At 71.8% G+C, this 16,021-nt stretch carries 14 protein-coding genes; all 14 read left to right on the top strand.

Annotated elements, in window-relative coordinates:
* Window positions 1-83: 83 nt before the first annotated feature.
* The 14 genes from E8D34_RS16850 to aroC all read left to right on the top strand — a co-directional run bounded on the left by E8D34_RS16850 (window position 84) and on the right by aroC (window position 15,996).
* On the top strand, window positions 84-1,088 hold the full coding sequence (locus tag E8D34_RS16850; RefSeq protein ID WP_136595815.1) for an ABC transporter permease: 1,005 nt from the start codon (window positions 84-86) through the stop codon (window positions 1,086-1,088).
* A gap of 100 nt (window positions 1,089-1,188) precedes the next feature.
* Window positions 1,189-2,928 (top strand): ABC transporter substrate-binding protein, encoded by a 1,740-nt coding sequence (locus E8D34_RS16845; protein WP_136595814.1) that lies wholly within the window; start codon window positions 1,189-1,191, stop codon window positions 2,926-2,928.
* A gap of 145 nt (window positions 2,929-3,073) precedes the next feature.
* Complete coding sequence (locus tag E8D34_RS16840) at window positions 3,074-4,090, top strand: ABC transporter permease (protein WP_136595813.1); 1,017 nt, start codon at window positions 3,074-3,076, stop codon at window positions 4,088-4,090.
* An 18-nt stretch (window positions 4,091-4,108) separates the two neighbouring features.
* On the top strand, window positions 4,109-5,155 hold the full coding sequence (locus E8D34_RS16835) for an ABC transporter ATP-binding protein (protein WP_136595812.1): 1,047 nt from the start codon (window positions 4,109-4,111) through the stop codon (window positions 5,153-5,155).
* A 1-nt stretch (window position 5,156) separates the two neighbouring features.
* Window positions 5,157-6,455 carry a dipeptide ABC transporter ATP-binding protein gene (locus E8D34_RS16830; protein ID WP_136595811.1) on the top strand — a complete coding sequence of 433 codons (1,299 nt, stop codon included), beginning with the start codon at window positions 5,157-5,159 and terminating at the stop codon, window positions 6,453-6,455.
* Between the two features lie 58 nt (window positions 6,456-6,513).
* Entirely contained in the window at window positions 6,514-7,866 is a 1,353-nt protein-coding gene (locus E8D34_RS16825; protein ID WP_240771420.1) for a replication-associated recombination protein A, read from the top strand.
* Window positions 7,867-7,877: 11 nt separating this feature from the next.
* Window positions 7,878-8,429: a hypothetical protein gene (locus E8D34_RS16820; RefSeq protein ID WP_136595810.1), complete on the top strand. Its 552-nt coding sequence runs from the start codon at window positions 7,878-7,880 to the stop codon at window positions 8,427-8,429.
* Entirely contained in the window at window positions 8,426-8,734 is a 309-nt protein-coding gene (locus tag E8D34_RS16815; protein ID WP_136595809.1) for a DUF6167 family protein, read from the top strand. Before E8D34_RS16820 ends, E8D34_RS16815 begins: the two co-directional genes overlap by 4 nt.
* Window positions 8,734-11,412 carry an alanine--tRNA ligase gene (alaS, locus tag E8D34_RS16810; protein ID WP_136595808.1) on the top strand — a complete coding sequence of 893 codons (2,679 nt, stop codon included), beginning with the start codon at window positions 8,734-8,736 and terminating at the stop codon, window positions 11,410-11,412. Before E8D34_RS16815 ends, alaS begins: the two co-directional genes overlap by 1 nt.
* Window positions 11,413-11,430: 18 nt before the next feature.
* A complete protein-coding gene (ruvX, locus tag E8D34_RS16805; protein WP_136595807.1) occupies window positions 11,431-11,958 on the top strand; it encodes a Holliday junction resolvase RuvX in 528 nt (175 codons plus the stop codon).
* Window positions 11,951-13,192, top strand: a complete 1,242-nt coding sequence (gene mltG / locus E8D34_RS16795; RefSeq protein ID WP_168929485.1) for an endolytic transglycosylase MltG — start codon at window positions 11,951-11,953, stop codon at window positions 13,190-13,192. The genes ruvX and mltG overlap by 8 nt, the downstream gene beginning before the upstream one ends.
* Window positions 13,192-14,079: a shikimate dehydrogenase gene (locus tag E8D34_RS16790; protein ID WP_136595804.1), complete on the top strand. Its 888-nt coding sequence runs from the start codon at window positions 13,192-13,194 to the stop codon at window positions 14,077-14,079. The genes mltG and E8D34_RS16790 overlap by 1 nt, the downstream gene beginning before the upstream one ends.
* 10 nt (window positions 14,080-14,089) lie before the next feature.
* On the top strand, window positions 14,090-14,797 hold the full coding sequence (locus E8D34_RS16785) for a prepilin peptidase (protein ID WP_136595803.1): 708 nt from the start codon (window positions 14,090-14,092) through the stop codon (window positions 14,795-14,797).
* A gap of 20 nt (window positions 14,798-14,817) precedes the next feature.
* Window positions 14,818-15,996 carry a chorismate synthase gene (aroC, locus tag E8D34_RS16780; RefSeq protein WP_136595802.1) on the top strand — a complete coding sequence of 393 codons (1,179 nt, stop codon included), beginning with the start codon at window positions 14,818-14,820 and terminating at the stop codon, window positions 15,994-15,996.
* Window positions 15,997-16,021: the final 25 nt, after the last annotated feature.

The raw sequence follows: 16,021 nt of genomic DNA, 5'->3' as shown, positions 1-16,021 counted from the left end.
TCAGCCGGACCGTCTTAGTGTTGCTGGCGGTGCACGACCTGCGTCGTGCACCGCCGTATGCAAGCGATAAGACCGAGGTGGGAATGACCGCGCCGAGCAGTGACCTTGACAGCCACCTGGCCGCCGGCGAGGCGCACGAGCCCGACGAGGGCACGGTGGTCGTCAGCAAGTCGCCGATGCAGCTGGCGATGGCTCGCCTGCGCAAGGACAAGCTCACGATGGTCTCGCTCGTGATCGTCGTGATCTTCACGCTGATGGCGATCGCCGCGCCGATCGTGGTGATGACCGGCCTGATCGACCCGCTGGCCAACGACACGGACCTGCTCGACGAGTTCGGGCTTCCGATCGGCGGCAACAGCGGCATGTCCTGGGACCACTGGCTCGGGGTCGAGCCGGGCACGGGGCGCGACGCGCTGGCCCGCCTCTGGTACGGCACCACGTTCTCGCTGGGCATCGCGATCTGCGCGACCGCGATCGCGATGACGCTCGGCATCGTGCTCGGCATCGTCTCCGGTGCCGCCGGCGGTTGGGCCGACGCCATCATCGGTCGCACCATCGACCTCACGCTCGCCTTCCCGCAGACCCTGATGCTGCTGGCGCTGGCCACGGTCGGACTGGCCTTCCTGGAGGAGGTCGTGCACATCCCGCCGGGCAACCCGGCTGCCGCGGTCTACGTGATCGTGGTCCTCGGTCTCTTCGGCTGGACCAGCATCGCGCGCATCGTGCGGGGTCAGGTGCTCTCGCTGCGCGAGCGCGAGTTCGTCCAGGCCGCGCAGATGATGGGGGCGTCCCGGCGGCGGATCTACTTCAAGGAGATCCTGCCGAACCTGTGGGCCCCGATCCTGGTCACCTTCACGCTCATGATGCCGGCGTTCGTCTCCGCCGAGGCGGCGCTGAGCTACCTGGGTGTCGGCATCTCGCCGCCCACCCCGACGCTCGGGAACATCCTCACGGATGCGCTGCGGTACGCGGACTCCGCGTTCCTGTACTTCTTCTTCCCGGCGGCCCTGATCGCGCTGATCGTCGTCTCCTTCAACCTCGTCGGAGACGGCCTTCGCGACGCCCTTGATCCCAAGGGCAACCGGTGACCGCCGCGGGGGCGGTCACCGTGCACATCCACGACACCGGTGGCATCCCGTCGCCGTACGTGCGGAGTATCTCGGGCCCGCACATCCAAGGAGGAAGTTGATGGGTAAGAATCTGAGGCGGGTGGTTGCGGCCAGCGCCGCGTCCGCCCTTGGCCTGGCACTCGCCGCGTGCGGGGGTGGGTCCGACGACGACAGCAGCACTGGGGGCACGTCGGCCGAGGGCACCAAGGGGGGCACGCTGTACTACCTGCAGCACTTCCCCTTCGAGAGCTCGGACCCGCAGCGCATCTACTACGGTGTGCAGCTCGCGAACTGGCGTCGCGTGTTCTACCGCGGCCTGCTCGCGTTCCCGATGTCGGAGGACGCGTCCGTGGCCACCACGCCGGTCCCCGACCTGGCGACCGACACCGGTACCTCCAGCGACGGCGGCAAGGTGTGGTCGTTCACGCTGAAGGACGGCGTCAAGTGGGAGGACGGCTCGGACATCACGTGCGAGGACGTCCAGTACGGCACCAGCCGTGTCTTCGCCAACGACGTCATCATCGGTGGCCCGAACTACACGCTGAGCTACATCGACGTGGAGGACTACCCGGGTCCCTACAAGGCGACCCCGGAGCAGCAGGCCGAGTTCGAGAAGGCCGTGTCGTGTGAGGGCAAGACCATCACCTTCCACTTCAACAAGCCGTGGGCCGACTTCCCGCAGGCCATCGCGGGCATGATGATGACGGACCCGTACAAGGAGTCCTTCGACGAGGGCGACCGCTCCAAGTGGAAGATCCTGTCGAACGGCCCGTACAAGGTCGAGGGCGGCACCTGGGACAAGAACAAGGGCGCCACGCTGGTCCGCAACGACGAGTACGACGAGACCACCGACGACCCGGAGGCCCTGCGCCTCGCGCTGCCGGACACGATCGAGTGGCAGATCAACCCGTCGGACACCGCCGGTGAGCTCTTCAACGACCGCCTGATCCAGGACGCCGGCAACGACCAGTACGCGATCACCACCGCGCGTCTGGCTCCGAACCAGATGCCGCAGATCTCCGGCCCGGTCGAGGAGCGCTACACCAACGTCCTCTCGCCGTACGTGTCGTACCTGGTGCCGAACTCCAAGACGATCACCAACGTCAAGGTGCGTGAGGCCCTCGCGGTCGCGACCAACCTGAACGGCTACGTCAAGGCCCTCGGTGGCGAGACCGCCGCCGCTCCGGCCGAGACCGTCATCGCCGCCGACGTCCCCGGCTCCGAGCCGAACCCGGCGTTCGCGAACGACAACGACAACAACGGTGACCCGGAGGCGGCCAAGGCGCTGCTCGAGGAGTCCGGCGAGAAGCTGCCGTACCCGATCAAGCTCGCCTACCAGAAGTCGCCCACCACCGACAAGGCGATGGCGATCCTGCAGGAGAGCTGGGAGGCCGCTGGCTTCAAGGTCGAGCTCGACGGTCTGAGCGACACCTACTACGACGTGATCTCGTCCCCGGACAAGGACGTCGACCTGATGTGGGCCGGCTGGGGTGCTGACTGGCCGTCGGCCATGACGGTGCTGCCGCCGCTGTTCGACTCGCGTCCGAACGTCTCCGCCGCCACCTGCGGCCAGGACTACGGCTGCTACCAGAACGACGACTTCGAGGCCCTGGTCGACCAGGCCGCCAACGCCGAGGACGTCGACGAGCAGACGGAGTTCCTCAAGGAGGCCGACAAGGTGCTGGGCGAGACCTACGCCTACATCCCGCTCGAGGCCACGAAGTTCAACTGGCTGCACGGCTCCAAGGTGACCGGGTTCACGACGACCGCCGCGTCGTCGTCGTACGCGGAGCTCGGCCTGATCGGCGTTCAGAACTGATCAGGGTGACCACCACCTGAGGGTGCCGGGCGGGCGCGCGAGCGTCCGCCCGGCACTCCGCGGCCACGACGACGTGGCCGCTCCGTCGCGCCTCGGCGCGGCCACAGATAGACACAGCAGTTCCCGAGCTAGAGGGTGAGAAGTTATGTGGGCCTACGCGGTGCGCCGCAGCATCATCGGGGTGGTGCTGCTACTCGTCCTGTCCTTCGTGACGTTCGTCCTCTTCTTCGCAGCGCCGGTCGACCAGGCGCGCTACGCGTGCGGCAAGATCTGCACGCAGGAGCAGATCGCCACCACCGAGAAGGCGCTCGGCTACGACAAGCCCGTCGTCGTCCAGTGGGCCGACTTCGTCAAGGGCGTCGCCGTGGGCCGGCAGTTCCCTGACGACCCGGAGCTGCGCGCGGCCAACCCCGCGATCGTGACCGAGTGCGATGCGCCGTGCTTCGGCTATTCCCAGCTCAACGCCAAGACGGTGAACGAGCTGATCGCCGAGGCGGCGCCGGTCTCGATCTCACTGGCGCTGGTCGCCGTGGCGCTGTGGTTGCTCGGCGGCATCTCGCTCGGCATCGCGGCAGCGGTCACCAAGGGATCGATCCTGGACCGCGGCATCGTCGGCGTCACGCTGATCGCCTACGCCTTCCCGACGTTCTTCATCGGTGTCTTCTTCCTGAAGTACGTCGTGGTCAAGTGGGGCCTGCTGCCCTATCCGCAGTACGCCAGCATCGCCGATGGTGGCTTCGGCAGCTGGTTGAGCAACCTGATGCTCCCTGGCTTCACGCTCGCCCTGGTCTTCCTCGCCAGCTACGTCCGCATGACGCGCGCGTTCGTGCTCGAGTCGCTGAACGAGGACTACATCCGGACCGCGACCGCCAAGGGTCTCCCCGGCCGCACGGTCCTGTTCAAGCACGGTCTCCGGGCCGCACTCACCCCCCTCGTCACGATGACCGGCCTGGACTTCGCAACGCTGCTCGGAGGTGCGATCATCACGGAGTCCGTGTTCGCCTACCCCGGCCTCGGCCTGCTGACGGTCCAGGCGTCCAACGCCTGGGACCTGCCCACCATCATCGGTGTCGTGGTCCTGGCGGGCGCGTTCGTGGTCCTCGCCAACATCGTCGTGGACATCGCCTACGCCTTCATCGACCCCCGGGTCCGGCTGGGCTAGGAATCGGAGACCCCCAAGATGGATAAGTTCCTCACCGTGGACGACCTGCGCGTCCACTTCCCGACGCCGGACGGCATCGTCAAGGCGACCGACGGCCTCTCGTTCTCCCTCGACCGCGGCAAGACGCTCGGCATCGTCGGCGAGTCCGGGTCCGGCAAGTCGGTCTCGAGCTCGGCGATCCTCGGCCTGCACCGCGGCACGCGCGCCCAGGTCAGCGGCAGCATCCGGCTCGACGGCACCGACCTGCTGCAGCTGTCGAACGCCGAGATGCGCAAGCTCCGGGGTCGCGACATCGCGATGATCTTCCAGGACCCGCTCTCGGCGCTGCACCCGTACTACACGGTCGGCAACCAGATCGCCGAGGCCTACCGGGTGCACCACGACGTGAGCAAGAAGGCCGCCCGCACCCGGGTGATCGAGATGCTCGAGCTCGTCGGCATCCCGCAGCCGGACCGACGCTACGACGCCTACCCGCACCAGTTCTCCGGCGGCATGCGCCAGCGGGCGATGATCGCGATGGCGCTGATCAACGACCCGGGCCTGGTGATCGCCGACGAGCCGACCACGGCCCTCGACGTGACCGTCCAGGCACAGATCCTCGACCTATTGCAGAACCTCCAGAAGGAGTTCAACGCGGCGGTCATCATCATCACCCACGACCTCGGCGTGGTCGCCGAGATGGCGGACGACGTGCTGGTCATGTACGGCGGTCGCGCGGTCGAGTACGGGCCGGTCAGCGAGGTGATGATCCACCCGGAGATGCCCTACACCTGGGGGCTGCTCTCCAGCGTCCCCGACGTGGGCGGCGACCCGAACAAGCGGATGGTCCCCATCCCCGGCAACCCGCCGAGCCTGCTGACCCCGCCGCCGGGCTGTGCCTTCCACCCGCGCTGCCTGCACCGCGACAAGGTGCCCGGCGACCTGTGCCGCACCGAGCTGCCGGAGCTGGTTCCCGGTCCGCGCGGCGCCACGCACCTCACCCGGTGCCACCTGCCCAACCCCGAGGTGATCTACGAGACGCTGGTCGCGCCCGAGATCGCCCACGAGCTGTCCGAGGAGCGCTGAGATGGCCCCGTCCGAACAGCCCGAGCCGACCGAGAACGACACCCCGGACCTGACCCCCGACGAGCAGCTCGCCGAGGCGTTGTCGGGGGACAGCGACGAGTTGCCCACCTTCGCGGACGTCGCCAGCCACGCGCACGCCGCGGCGCAGCTGGACCCGGACGCGCCGGCGGTGCTCCGCGTCGAGAACCTGAAGATGTACTTCCCGGTGCGCTCGACCGGCGTCATCCGCCGCAAGGTGGGTGACGTCCAGGCGGTCGACGGCCTCTCGTTCGAGGTGCCCAAGGGCGGCTCGCTCGGCCTGGTCGGCGAGTCGGGGTGCGGCAAGTCCACCGCGGGCCGCGCGATCACGCGCCTCTACAAGCCGAGCGCCGGCAAGGTCGAGTTCGAGGGCCGTGACATCGCGCCGCTCTCGGGCCGGGACCTGAAGCCGCTGCGGCGCGACGTCCAGATGATCTTCCAGGACCCCTACAGCTCGCTGAACCCGCGGCACACCGTCGGCTCGATCGTCGGCGCCCCGTTGCGCATCCACAACATGGTGCCCAAGGAGAAGACGCTCGCGCGGGTCCAGGAGCTGCTCGAGATCGTCGGCCTGAACCCGGAGCACTACAACCGCTACCCGAACGAGTTCTCCGGCGGGCAGCGGCAGCGGATCGGCATCGCCCGTGCGCTGGCCCTGCAGCCGAAGCTGATCGTGGCCGACGAGCCGGTCTCCGCGCTCGACGTGTCGATCCAGGCGCAGGTGATCAACCTGCTGCAGGACCTGCAGCGTGAGTTCGACATCGCGTTCCTGTTCATCGCGCACGACCTCGCCGTGGTCCGGCACTTCTGCCCCGAGGTCGCGGTGATGTACCTGGGCAAGATCGTCGAGATCGGCGACCGTGACTCGATCTACACCAACGCCCACCACCCGTACACGCAGGCGCTGCTGTCCGCGGTGCCCGACGTGGGCCAGGCGGTCACCGGTGGTCGGCGCGAGCGGATCCAGCTCACCGGCGACGTCCCCAGCCCGATCGACCCGCCCTCGGGCTGCCGGTTCCGGACCCGGTGCCCGATCGCCCAGGAGATCTGCGCCAAGCACGAGCCGCCTCTGCTGCAGATCGGCAAGCGCCACAAGGTCGCGTGCCACTTCCCGGCGCGGCTCGGCGAGGCACCGCAGCAGCCGGTGACCGCGCGGCTGCTGGGCGTCGACGCCCACGGCCAGCCGGACCCGGGTGCTACCCCGAGCTCGGACCTGGTCGACGGGCCCGGCTACGCCGACACCTGGTTCGACCTGGACGCGAAGACGATCGGCCGAGGCTGACGGGTTGGTTGACTGAGTGGCCGAGGCTGACGCGAGCGACGGCCTCTTCGGCGAGGAGATCGCCGGAGGCCGTCGCGCCGGCACGGGCGGTTCGCTGAGCGACGCCACCCACGCATCCGCACCGCTGGCGGTGCGGATGCGTCCGCGTTCCCTGGACGAGCTGGTCGGGCAGCCGCAGCTGCGCGCCCCGGGCTCGCCGCTACGGCAGCTGGTCGACGGGGACCGCTCCTTGTCGCTGCTGCTCTGGGGGCCGCCCGGCACCGGCAAGACGACCATCGCCTCCATCGTCAGCCGGCAGACCGGCCGTCGCTTCGTGGAGATCTCCGCGGTGCAGGCCGGCGTCAAGGAGGTCCGGGCCGCCATCGACTCGGCCCGCGCCACGCTGGTCGCGACGGGCGAGGAGACGGTCCTCTTCGTCGACGAGGTGCACCGCTTCTCGAAGGCCCAGCAGGACGCGCTGCTGCCGGGCGTGGAGAACCGCTGGGTGACCCTGGTCGCCGCGACCACCGAGAACCCGTCCTTCAGCGTCATCTCGCCGCTGCTCTCGCGCAGCCTGCTGCTGCGCCTGGAGTCGCTGGACGACGACGGGATCCGGGCGGTGCTGGCGAACGCGGTCAGCGACCCGCGCGGCCTGGCGGACGCCTACCGCCTCGACGACGAGGCCCGCGACCACCTGGTCCGACTCGCCGGCGGCGACGCGCGCCGCTCGCTGACCTATCTCGAGGCGGCCGCCGGCGCCGCCTCGTTGGCCGGCGACACGGACGGGGACGGCCGGGTGGTGATCGACCTGTCCACCGCGGAGGCCGCCGCCGACCAGGCCGCGGTCCGCTACGACCGCGACGGCGACCAGCACTACGACGTGATCAGCGCGTTCATCAAGTCGATCCGCGGCTCGGACGCCGACGCCGCCCTGCACTATCTGGCGCGGATGCTCGAGGCGGGGGAGGACCCCCGGTTCATCGCGCGCCGGCTGATCATCTCGGCCAGCGAGGACATCGGACTGGCCGACCCGACGGCGTTGCAGACCGCCGTCGCCGCCGCCCAGGCGGTCCAGCTCATCGGACTGCCCGAGGGGCGGATCACCCTGGCCCAGGCCGTGGTCGCGCTCGCGGTGGCGCCCAAGTCGAACGCGGTGTACCTGGCGGTCGACGAGGCGCTGCGCGACGTGCGGGCCGGGAAGATCGGCGCCGTGCCGCCGCACCTGCGCGACGCCCACTACGCCGGCGCCAAGAAGATCGGCCACGGTGAGGGGTACCGGTACAGCCACGACGCGCCGTACGGGATCGCCACCCAGCAGTACGCGCCCGACGCGGTCGCCGACGCCCGCTACTACCGTCCGACCGAGCTCGGTGCGGAGGCGCAGATCAAGCAGCGGTGGGAGCGGATCCGCTCCATCATTCGCGGCCGATAGTCTTGTCCCCCGTGACCCCCGACCTCTCGCTGCCGTACTGGCTGGCCGCCCTGGCGCTGCTCGCCCTCGTCGGCCTGGCCCTCGCCGTGAGCGTGTTGGCGCGTGGGATCGGGCGGGAGCGGAGGAGGACCACCGAGCTGCTCGCGCAGGCGGCAGCCGACGCCGAGGAGCTGCGGCGCCAGCTGGTCCGGATCGAGGAACAGCTGGGGGCCCAGACGGCGCGGGCCGAGCGGGCGACCCGGGCCGCAGCCGATGGCGGCCAGGTGCCGGCCGTCGCGGACGACCGGGAGTACCTGATCACCGCGCTCGGCCAGGAGCACCGCGAGCCGGCGCCGGTGGTGCCCGCTCCGGTCTTCGCCGACATCGTGCTGCGCGAGTCGGTGATCAAGACCGCCGCGCTGGCCGCCGGCCTGCGACGGGCGCTCTCGCCGGAGGTCCGCAACCGGATCCGCTTCGAGATGAGGCGCGAGGTCAAGCGGGCCCGGAAGCAGCGACGCACCGACCTGCGGCAGGCCCGCCGCGAGTACGAGGCCCGGCAGCGGGCGGGGATGGAGCCGACATGATGGGCCGTGGGATCTGGTTCGGCGCCGGTGTGGCCGCCGGCGTCTACGGCGTGGTCCGTGTCCGCCGCGTCCTCGAGGCGTTCACGGTCGACGGGATGCGCGACCGTGTCGGCGCCGCCTTCGTGGGGGCCCGGATGTTCCGCGAGGAGCTGGAGCAGGGCCGCGTGCACGCCGAGGCGGACCTGCGCGAGCGCTACCGGCTCGCGAGCGCCGGGGCCGACGGGCCGGGCGAGCTGACCGCGGCACCGCACCCCACCCCAGCACTGGCACGACCCAACGAAGCACCTGAGAGAGGCAACGACTGATGACGGGCTACCTGAGCACCGCCGAGATCCGCCGGCGGTTCCTCGCCCACTTCGAGGAGCGGGGGCACACGGTCGTTCCCTCCGCCTCCCTGCTGCTCGACGACCCCAACCTGTTGTTCGTCAACGCCGGCATGGTGCCCTTCAAGCCCTACTTCCTGGGTCAGGAGACGCCGCCGTACGCGCGCGCCACCAGCGTTCAGAAGTGCATCCGCACGCCGGACATCGAGGAGGTCGGCAAGACCACCCGGCACGGCACCTTCTTCGAGATGTGCGGCAACTTCTCCTTCGGCGACTACTTCAAGGAGGGCGCCGTCGAGTTCGCCTGGGAGCTGGTCACGCGCTCCCAGGACCAGGGCGGCTTCGGCTTCGACGAGTCGGTCCTCTACCCGAGCGTCCTGGACGGCGACGACGAGGCGGTGGCGATCTGGAAGAAGGTCACCGGCCTGCCCGACGACCGGATCGTCCGGCTGCCGGCCAAGGAGAACTACTGGTCGATGGGCATCCCCGGACCGGGCGGCCCGTGCTCGGAGATCCTGATCGACCGCGGCCCCGAGTTCGGCGCCGACCGTGACTGGGACGCGGGCGACCGCTACCTCGAGTTCTGGAACCTCGTCTTCATGCAGGACGAGCTCTCCGCGGTCCGATCGAAGTCGGACTTCGACATCGCCGGCCAGCTCCCCAAGAAGAACATCGACACCGGCATGGGCCTCGAGCGCGTCGCCTACCTGCTCCAGGGCAAGGCGAACATGTACGAGACCGACGTGATGTACCCGGTCATCGAGAAGGCCGAGGAGCTGTCGGGCAAGAAGTACGGCGCCGCCTACCCCGACGACGTCCGGTTCCGCGTCGTGGCCGACCACGTGCGCTCGTCGATGATGCTGATCAGCGACGGCGTCACGCCCGGCAACGAGGGCCGCGGCTACGTGCTGCGCCGCCTGCTGCGCCGCGCGATCCGCAACATGCGCCTGCTCGGGTACGGCGACCGCGCGCTGCCCGAGCTGATGCCGGTCTCGCGCGACAGGATGGGCGAGACCTACACCGACCTGCACACCGACTGGGACCGGATCGCGCGGGTCGCGTTCGCCGAGGAGGACGCGTTCCGCAAGACGCTCGCCTCGGGCACGCAGATCTTCGACCTCGCCGCGGGCGAGGTGAAGAAGGCCGGCGCCGCCACCATCCCCGGTGAGAAGGCGTTCGCGCTGCACGACACCTACGGCTTCCCGATCGACCTGACGCTGGAGATGGCCTCGGAGGCGGGGCTCGACGTCGACGAGGCCGGCTTCCGGCAGCTGATGACCGAGCAGCGCGAGCGGGCCAAGGCCGACGCCCGCGCCAAGAAGGGGCAGCACGCCGACACGGGCGTCTACCGCGGGATCCTGGACGCCAACGGCCCCACCCAGTGGCTGGCCTACGAGACGCTGGAGACCGAGTCCACGCCGCTCGCGCTGCTCAAGGAGGGTGTTGCGGTGCCGGTGCTCGCCGGCGGCGAGATCGGCGAGCTGGTGCTGGACCGCACCCCCTTCTACGCCGAGTCCGGCGGCCAGGCCGCCGACGCCGGCGTCATCGAGTTCGCCGGCGGCACGCTCGAGGTGCTCGACGTCCAGCGCCCGGTCCGCGGGCTCGTGGTCCACCAGGTCCGGGTCGTCGACGGCGAGCTGCCCGCGGATGCGTCGCTGCTGCACGCCCGGGTCGACCCGCAGTGGCGCCTCGGCGCCCGCCAGGCGCACTCCGGCACCCACGTGGTGCACGCGGCCCTGCGCGAGGTGCTCGGCCCCACCGCGCTCCAGGCGGGTTCCTACAACCGCCCCGGCTACCTGCGTCTCGACTTCGGCTGGACGCAGGCGCTCCCCGAGGGCCAGGTCAAGGAGATCGAGGAGGTCGCCAACAACGCCCTGCGGGCCGACCTCGCCGTCTCCTGGGACTACATGACCCTGCCCGAGGCCAAGGAGTGGGGCGCGATCGCACTCTTCGGCGAGACGTACGACGAGTCGAAGGTCCGCGTCGTCGAGATCGGCGGCCCCTGGTCGCGCGAGCTCTGCGGCGGCACCCACGTCGAGCACTCCAGCCAGATCGGCACCATCGTGGTGACCGGCGAGGCCAGCGTCGGCTCCGGCAACCGCCGGATCGAGGCGCTCACCGGCGTGGAGGGCTTCGCCTACCTGGCCCGCGAGCGGGACGTGGTGAACCAGCTCAACACGCTGCTCAAGGTCCAGTCCGGTGACCTCGTCGGCCGCGTGGGCGACCTGCTCGACCGGCTCAAGCAGACCGAGAAGGAGCTGGAGAGGATCCGGCTGGCGCAACTGCTCTCCGGCGGCGCCGGGCTGGCCGCGGGTGCGGTCGACGTCAACGGCGTGCAGGTCGTGGCCCAGCGCCTCGACGGCGCCGCCGGCGGCGACGTGCGCACGCTCGCGACCGACGTCCGGGGCCGGCTCCCCGGGGACGCACCCGCCGTGGTGGTCCTGATCGGCGTCGCCGACGGCAAGGCCGCCGTGGTGGCGGCCCTGAACGAGGCGGCCCAGGCCCGCGGCCTGGCCGCCGGCGAGCTGGTCCGTGCGGTGGCGCCGTTCATCGACGGTCGCGGCGGCGGCAAGGCCGACATGGCCCAGGGCGGTGGCTCCGACGTCTCCCGGATCGACGAGGCCCTGGCCGCGGTGACGGCCGCCGTCGCGGGCGTCTGAGCACGGGATCGAGCGCAGGTGAGGTACGGCGTACGCCTCGGCGTCGATCCGGGCGACGCCCGGATCGGCGTGGCCCGCTGCGACCCCTCCGGGATGATCGCGACCCCGGTCGAGACGGTGCGCCGCGGGAAGGGCGACCTGCGCCGGATCGCCCAGCTGGTGGCGAGCGAGGAGGCCGTGGAGGTCGTCGTCGGGCTTCCCCGGTCGCTCTCCGGTGCCGAGGGGCCCGCAGCCGTCAAGGTCCGCGAGCTGGCGGCTCGGCTCGCGGCGCGCATCGCGCCGGTGGCGGTCCGCTTGGTCGACGAGCGGCTCACCACGGTCACCGCCGAGGCTATGCTGCGCGACCAGCGCAAGGGACAGAAGCGGCGCGCGATCATCGACCAGGCGGCCGCGGTCGTGATCCTGCAGCACGCGCTGGACACCGAGCGCGCGACCGGGAACCCTCCGGGGGAGCTGGTCGCAACGCCGGGACACTCGGACCCGGACGGCGAGCGAGACGACAGCCCTGCCGGGAGGACCGGCGACTCCGAGGAGACCCATGAGTGACGCAGACGGCGCCCCGGCGCCGGCCCTCCCGCCCGCCTCCCCGCCCGCCTCCCCGTCGACCTTCCCGTCGGGGGCGGCGCCGGCGGCGGTGCCGACGGCCCCTGGCGGACGCCGGGCCGAGCGCGGCGGGCGGCGGGCTGTCCGGTCCCCGCGCCGCGGCGGCTTCGCCGGGCGCGGCCGCTCCGGCTGCGTGCCGATCCTCGTGGTGACCGCGGTGTTCGCGCTGCTGGCGGCGATCTTCCTGCCGCGCGCCTTCGACTCGGTCCGGTCGATGTTCGCCGGCCCGGAGGACTACCCCGGTCCGGGCAGCGGCAAGGTCACCGTGGTGATCGACCCCGGCCAGACCCTCCGCTCGATGGGCTCCGAGCTCGCGGACCTCGACGTGGTGGCCTCCGGCGACGCGTTCGTCGACGCCGCCGCGGAGAACTCCAAGGCGCAGGGCATCCAGGCCGGCACCTACGTGATGAGGAAGCAGATGGCGGCCGCGGACGCCGTCGCCTACCTGGTGGACCCCGGCAACATGCGGGCCACCAAGACCGTCACGATCCCCGAGGGCTCCCGCCTCAGCCAGATCGTCGACGCGATCGTCGCCAAGTCCGACTTCAAGAAGTCCCAGCTCACCGCGCTGCTGAAGTCCCCGTCGAAGATCGGGCTGCCGGCCGAGGCGGAGGGCAACCCCGAGGGCTACCTCTTCCCGGCGACCTACGAGCTGCCCGACGACCTCACGCCGCGGGCGCTGCTCAGCGAGATGGTCGACCTGACCGCGTCGGTGGAGAAGGAGCTGGAGGTGCCCGCCGGTGCGCGTGCGCTCGGCCTGAGCGCGCACGAGCTGATGACGGTGGCCAGCATCCTCGAGCTCGAGGTCAACCGGGCTCAGGACTACCCCAAGGTGGCCCGGGTGATCTACAACCGCCTGGAGATGGGCATGCCGCTCCAGATGGACTCCACGGTGGCCTACGTCAGCAAGCGCGACGGCGACCCGTGGACGACCGCCGAGGAGCGGGCGAGTGACTCGCTCTACAACACCTACCAGCACCCGGGCCTGCCGCCGGGACCGATCGGCTCGCCCGGACGGCAGACGATCCGTGCCGCGCTGCGACCCGCCGACGGCGACTGGCTCTACTTCGTGGCGGACTTCGAGAACGGCGGCACGCTGTTCGCGACCAGCTACTCCGAGCACCAGGCCAACGTCGCGCGGGTCCAGGAGTACTGCCAGACCAGTGACGACTGCTGATGCCGGCGCCTGACCCCGTGTCGGACCCCGGGGCGGAGCGCGGGGGCGGACCGGTCGTTCCGCGCTGCGCGGTGCTGGGGGACCCGGTCGCGCACTCGCTGTCGCCGACCCTGCACCGCGCCGGCTACGCCGCCCTCGGCCTCTCCGCGTCGTACGACGCGGTGCGGGTGCCCGCGGGCGGTCTGGCCGCGGTGCTCGCCGGCCTCGGACCCGACTGGCGTGGCCTGTCGGTCACCGCGCCGCTCAAGCGCGAGGCGCTCGAGCTGGCCGCGAGCAGCACCGACCGGGCGCGGCTGGCCGGCGGCGCCAACACGCTGCTCCGCATCGACGGGACCGACTGGGCAGCCGACAACACCGACCTGCCCGGCGCGGTGGCTGCGATCCGCGAGCGCTACGACGGCCCGGTGCACACCGCGGTGATCCTCGGCGCGGGAGCGACCGCGGCCTCCACCGGCCTGGCGCTGGCCGAGCTCGGCGCTCGCCGGATCGTGGTGGCCGCCCGTGACGCCGGGCGTGCCACGCCGACGCTGGCCGCCATCGCGGCGCACCCGGGGCGCCCCGAGGTGACCCACGCCGACCTCGCCGGGTGCGACCGGGGCGCCGCCGAGGTGGTGGTCTCCACCATCCCGGCGGCGGCGCAGGAGCCGGCCCTGGTCGCGCGGTTCGCGGACGCGCCGGTGCTCTTCGAGGTGCTCTACGACCCGTGGCCGACGCCGTTGGCCGCGGCGGCCGGCGGCGCGCTGGTCTCGGGCCTGGACCTGCTGCTGCACCAGGCCTACCTGCAGTTCGAGGCCTTCACCGGGCGGGCCGCGCCGCGCGCCGCGATGCGCGCCGCCGGCGAGAGCGCTCTCGCCGAACGGGCCGCGGGCCGCGCCGCGGCACAGTAGGTTGCCGGGCGTGGAGTGGCACCTGGGGGCCGCGGCCCTCTGCGCCGCCGCGGGGACGTTCGGTGGGACGCTGGTCCCGCGGATGATCGCCGCGCTGCCGGAGCCCGAGCCGGATCCGGACGAGGATCCCGGCGACTTCCCGGCCAAGGTGCCCTACGCCGAGCTCGCCTCGCGCCCACGGCTGGCGTGGGGTTGCGCGGCCGCGTGCACGCTCGCCGCGGGGCTCCTCGGCGGCGTCGTCGGGTGGAGCTGGGCCTTGACCTGGCTGCTGGTCCTGGTGCCGGTCTGCTGTGCCCTGGCCGTCGTCGACTACGTGACCTGGTACCTCCCCTCGCGCCTGATCTGGCCCACCGCCGCGATCGTCGCGGTCCTGGTCGCGGTGGGCGCCGCCGCCGTCGGACGGCCCGAGGTGCTGGTCGCCGGGGCGGTGGGGTTCCTCGGCCTGGGCGGCTACTACGGCCTGCTGTGGCTGGCCAGCCCGCGGATCATGGCGTTCGGCGACGTTCGCCTCGGCGCGCTGCTCGGGCTGGGTCTCGGGCCGTTCGGCGTACCGACGGTGGTGGCGTCGGTGCTCGCGGCGGCGGTGCTCGGCGCGGTGGCGCTGCTGCCGCTGCGTCGCGCGGGCAACGCCATCAGGCGCCACATCCCGTTCGGTCCGTTCCTCGCGCTGGGCGCGCTCGCCGGCGTGCTCCTGGGACAGGTCCCGATCCCCGGCTGACACCGTGGGAGACTCCTCCCATGCTGCGCTGGTTGACTGCCGGGGAGTCCCACGGACCCTCGCTCGTCGCGATCCTGGAGGGCCTCCCGGCCCACGTGGAGATCACGACCGATGACATCGCCGACTCCCTCGCCCGCCGACGCCTCGGCTACGGACGCGGCGCCCGGATGAAGTTCGAGGCCGACGAGGTCCGGATCATCGGCGGCGTCCGCCACGGCGAGTCCCAGGGCGGCCCGGTCGCCATCGAGGTCGGCAACACCGAGTGGCCCCGCTGGGAGAAGGTGATGGCCGCCGACCCGGTCGACCCCGAGGAGCTGGCCTCGCTGGCCCGCAACGCCCCGCTGACCCGGCCCCGGCCCGGCCACGCGGACCTCGCCGGCATGCAGAAGTACGACTTCGAGGACGCCCGCCCGATCCTGGAGCGCGCCTCCGCCCGCGAGACCGCCGCCCGGGTCGCCCTCGGTCGGGTGGCCAGCAACTTCCTGGCGCAGACCGTGGGCGCCACGGTCGTCTCGCACGTGCTGGAGATCGGCGGGGTGCGCACCCCGGGCACCGAGCTGCCCACCCTCGACGACGTCGCGCGGCTCGACGAGGACCCGGTGCGCTGCTTCGACGCCGACGGTTCGAAGGCGATGGTCGAGCGGATCGACCAGGCCCACAAGGACGGCGACACCCTCGGCGGCGTCGTCGAGGTCGTCGTGCACGGCCTTCCGCCGGGTCTCGGCTCGCACGTGCACTGGGACCGGCGCCTCGACGCCCGCCTGGCCGGCGCGCTGATGGGCATCCAGGCGATCAAGGGGGTCGAGGTCGGCGACGGCTTCGAGCTCGCCGCCACGCCCGGCTCGCTGGCCCACGACGAGATCGTCCCCACCGACGAGGGGCTGCGCCGGGTCTCCGGCCGCTCCGGCGGCACCGAGGGCGGCATGACCACCGGCGAGGTGCTGCGGGTCCGGGCCGCCATGAAGCCCATCGCCACGGTGCCGCGCGCCCTGCGCACCGTGGACCTGGCCACCGGCGAGGAGTCCGTCGCGCACCACCAGCGCTCGGATGTCTGCGCGGTCCCGGCGGCCGGCATCGTGGCCGAGGCGATGGTCGCCCTGGTCCTGGCCGACGCGGTGATCGAGAAGTTCGGCGGCGACTCGGTGGCCGAGACGCGGCGAAACGCCCAGGGGTACCTGGACGCGCTGAGGTACCGGTGAGCCAGGCCGGCCGACAGCCGCTGGT

It is taken from the genome of Nocardioides sp. GY 10113 (genome assembly GCF_004919105.1).
In the GTDB taxonomy this organism is placed as follows: Bacteria; Actinomycetota; Actinomycetes; order Propionibacteriales; family Nocardioidaceae; genus Nocardioides.
Note: the sequence above shows the minus strand (reverse complement) of the source record. Positions and strands in the feature narration are given on the sequence as shown.